This window comes from Mycobacterium sp. (assembly GCF_049647605.1).
Classification (GTDB): Bacteria; Actinomycetota; Actinomycetes; order Mycobacteriales; family Mycobacteriaceae; genus Mycobacterium.
Genome location: NZ_JBARXZ010000226.1, coordinates 1 through 3,536 on the forward strand (window position 1 = coordinate 1; position 3,536 = coordinate 3,536).

Annotated in this window: 3 protein-coding genes; 2 read left to right on the forward strand and 1 reads right to left on the reverse strand. The window is 69.1% G+C overall.

Annotated features, from left to right (window positions below):
• Window positions 1–1,658: DEDD exonuclease domain-containing protein (locus tag WBB07_RS27610; protein WP_526312615.1), on the reverse strand; the 1,658-nt coding region annotated here is incomplete at its 3' end.
• Window positions 1,659–1,809: 151 nt separating this feature from the next.
• Between WBB07_RS27610 and WBB07_RS27615 the strand changes: the two genes are divergently transcribed.
• Both WBB07_RS27615 and ripC read left to right on the forward strand, forming a co-directional pair.
• Complete coding sequence (locus WBB07_RS27615; RefSeq protein WP_526312617.1) at window positions 1,810–2,055, forward strand: hypothetical protein; 246 nt, start codon at window positions 1,810–1,812, stop codon at window positions 2,053–2,055.
• Between the two features lie 158 nt (window positions 2,056–2,213).
• Window positions 2,214–3,398, forward strand: coding sequence for a peptidoglycan hydrolase RipC (gene ripC, locus WBB07_RS27620; protein ID WP_526312619.1), 1,185 nt, complete (start codon window positions 2,214–2,216; stop codon window positions 3,396–3,398).
• Window positions 3,399–3,536 lie beyond the last annotated feature (138 nt).

A 3,536-nucleotide genomic window follows, 5' to 3' on the forward strand; every position in this document is an offset into this window, starting at 1 on the left:
GTCCAGCCCTGGGTGGTCCGCACGATCCGGGTGCCCGGCGCGGCGAGCCAGCGGGCCACCAGCGCGGTTTCCTCGACGAGGGCACCCCCCAGCGGCGCTTCGTCGCGCAGCACGGTCTGCGCGCCGGCAGAGATCGCCTCCACCACGGGCATCGGTGGAACGCCACGCCTTGCGGTTCCCGCGGAGGCGAGCTGGCCGTGCCGGATCACCGCCAGATGCCAGCCGCCGGCACCGTCGGGCTGGGCGGCGACCAATTCTTCGATGGCGCACAGGGCGTGCAATCGCTGCCCGCGCCACAGGACGTCGACGGCGGTGGCGGTGTGGTCGCGCAGCCGGGCCGCACTCTCGTAGTGCCCGCGTTCGGCGAGCACCCCGATCTGGGCGACGGCAGCCTCGGCCGCGTCGCAGTGCACCCCGTCGATGAGTCCGGCTGCGTCGGCGACGGCGGGTGCATAGTCGGCCGCGCTGACGTCACGGCGGGCCGGGCACGGCGAAACCTCGCGTGGGGGGCAGGCCGGTCCATGGAGTGCGGAGCGGCCCAGCCGGGTGGTGCAGGTGCGGATTCCGGTGAACCGCGCCAGCAGTGACGCGGTGTCGGCGGCGTCGGCGCGGGCGCGGAACGGGCCGATGGCACGGCGACGGCCCGGGGCGCGCACCACCGTCCAACGCGGGAACGCTTCCTCGGACAGCGTGAGCCACCACCAGCGGTGCGGAAAGCGGGACCGCCGGTTGTAGGGCGGGGCGTGGGCGGCGAGGAGCCGGAGTTCGCGGACGCCGGCTTCGAGGGCGTGCGCACATTCGACGTGGTCGACCGACTGCGCCAGCGCCACCATCTCTTTGATGCGTCCCCGGGGATCGGCGCCGTTGAAGTACTGGCCGACGCGGCGGCGCAGATCGACGGCGGTGCCGACGTAGAGCACCTCGGCGGCCGGCCCGCGGAACAGATAGACGCCGGGGGAGTGCGGGACTCCTTCTGCCAGGACCCGTTTTTGTCGTTGTGCGGGTGTGGCGTGGGGGAGATAGGTGCGCAGCTGCGAATAGGTGTGCACTCCCTGGTTGCCGATCCGGGAGATGAGCCCGTGGAGGACGTCGACGGTGGCGCGGGCGTCGTCGAGTGCCCGGTGGGTCGGTTCGGTGCTGGACCGGAACAGTGCTGCCAGCGCCGACAGGCGGACGCTGGGCGCTTCTTCTTTGGTCAGCACCCGCCGGGCCAGTCGGACGGTGCACAGCACCGGCGGGCGCGGCCAGGCGATCTGGCATTGGGCGGCTGCCGCCTTGAGGAAGCCGATGTCGAATCCCGCATTGTGGGCCACCAGCACGGCGCCACGGCAGAACTCGAGGAACATCGGCAGCACCGAGGTGATCGGGGGCGCGTCGCGCACCATGGCGGTGGTGATCCCGGTGAGTTGGACGATCTGCGGTGGGATCGCGCGTCCCGGATCGACGAGGGTGGCAAATTCGCCCAGGACGGTGCCGCCGCGCACTTTCACGGCGCCGAACTCGGTGATCGCATCACAGACGGCGCCCGGTGTCCGGGCGGTGGCCCGGCCTCCGGTGGTTTCCAGGTCGACCACAACGAAGGTGGTCTCGTGCAGCGGCAGATCGGCGGACGCGTCGTAGTCGGCGAAACTCAGTTGGGTGCTGCGGCCGACGGTCACAGCTGTCGACGCTAGAAGGTCACACCGACATCGTGCGTCAACGCCGCCGACGTGGGATCCGGGCGTGTCGGTTGTCCGCGGGGACTTGTCGGGGGTCGGGTCTAGCGTTCTGGGCACCTGCTAGAGAACCGAGAACGGAGAGGGCCGAGACATGGGATATGCCGGACGTCCGCCAGACAGTGGTGAACCGGTTGTCATCGATTGCGATGACTGCGCTGTGCGTGGCCCTGGGTGTCGAGATTGTGTGGTCAGCGTACTTTTGGGTGTTCCGGAAGCGTTGCTGGCGGATGAGCGCGCGGCGCTGGAGGTGCTCGCCGAGGCGGGTATGGCGCCACGTTTGCGGCTGGTGCCGATCCATCGCTCACCCAAATTGGGATCCGAGCCGGGAGTCGCGTGACGCGCGCCCGGACAGACGCGACAAGCGCCACGGCAGCTGTTACGTTTACGTCTCCTGTTGGACAACGCCGATGTCGTTTCGTAACCTATCTGAGACCTACGGCGGTTCGGTGGTGACGTGACAGCGGCATCCCGAAGGCAGTTTAAGGACATTAAATCTTGACGTTTGACGGCTCCCAGTGGATCTCGCGTGTAGTCAAGCGCCCCCGCAAAGGTTTTGTGTGCGCCATAGCTGGTCTCACTGTGCTGTCAGGTGTATTGGCCTCGGGTGTGCAGGCGGACCCTGCCGAAGACGCGCTGGCAAAGTTGAACGACCTCTCGCGTCAAGCCGAGCAGACCACCGAGGCCATGCACAGCGCGCAGCTGGATCTCAACAACAAGCTGGAGATCCAGGCAGCCGCCGACAAGAAGCACAGTGACGATCTTGCCGCCGTCGACTCGGCCAAGGCTGAGTTGGCGACCTTCCAGGCCGGCGTCAACGAGTTTGCCGCGGCCATGTACATGGGTGGCCGCACCGACGGTATGACGGCCATCCTGACCGCCGAGTCACCGCAGGGGCTCATCGAGCGGTTGGCGGTGCAACGTGTCATCGCCGGCGAGCTGTCCGACCAGATGGCCAACTACCGCCGGGTCAGCGAGCAGACGGCGGCCGCCGAACTGGCTTCCGCCCAGTCGGCATCCGAAGCCAAGACCGCCGCCGAGCAGGCTGCCGCGGTGCGCGCCGAGCTGCAGTCCAAGCAGAGCGACCTGCAGCAGAAGATCGCCGTGGTGAAATCCCAGTACGACTCACTGACCGAGGCGCAGCGGGTTGCGCTGGCGACTCCGGGTCCGATCCCGCCGCTCCCCGAAGCACTGCCGGCGGCGCCGGAGGCGCAGCCCGGACCCGAGATTCTTGCCGCCCCGCCGGCCCCCGGTCTGCCGGTCGGGCCCGAAGGCATTCCACCGGGTGACATCGCTCCGCCCGAGGCGATCCTGCCCGGCCCGGGAGGCGGCAGCCCGGTGGGTTCCACGGTGGTTCAGGCCGCATTGACGAAGGTCGGCTCGCCCTACTCCTGGGGTGGATCCGGACCCGGCCAGTTCGACTGTTCTGGGTTGGTGATGTGGTCGTTCCAGCAGGCGGGGATGTCGTTGCCGCACTCCAGCCAGGCGCTTGCCAGCGGCGGCCAGCCGGTCTCGCGGGATCAACTGCAACCCGGTGATGTCGTGAACTTCTACTCGGACGCCTCGCACACCGGCATCTACGTCGGCAACGGCATGGTCGTGCACGCGTCGACCTACGGTGTGCCGGTCAAGGTGGTGCCGCTTGACGGCGCCGGACCGTTCTACAACGCCCGCCGCTACTGACGTAGCCGCCACCGCGGCGCGGTTCCGGCCGCGCTGGTTGTCAACCATGTTGGCGGTGCTGCTCGCCGTGCAGCTGGTGGCCGCCGTGGTGGTGCTCGGCACCCCGGCGCCGCCGCCGACACCCGCTCCGGCAGCGCC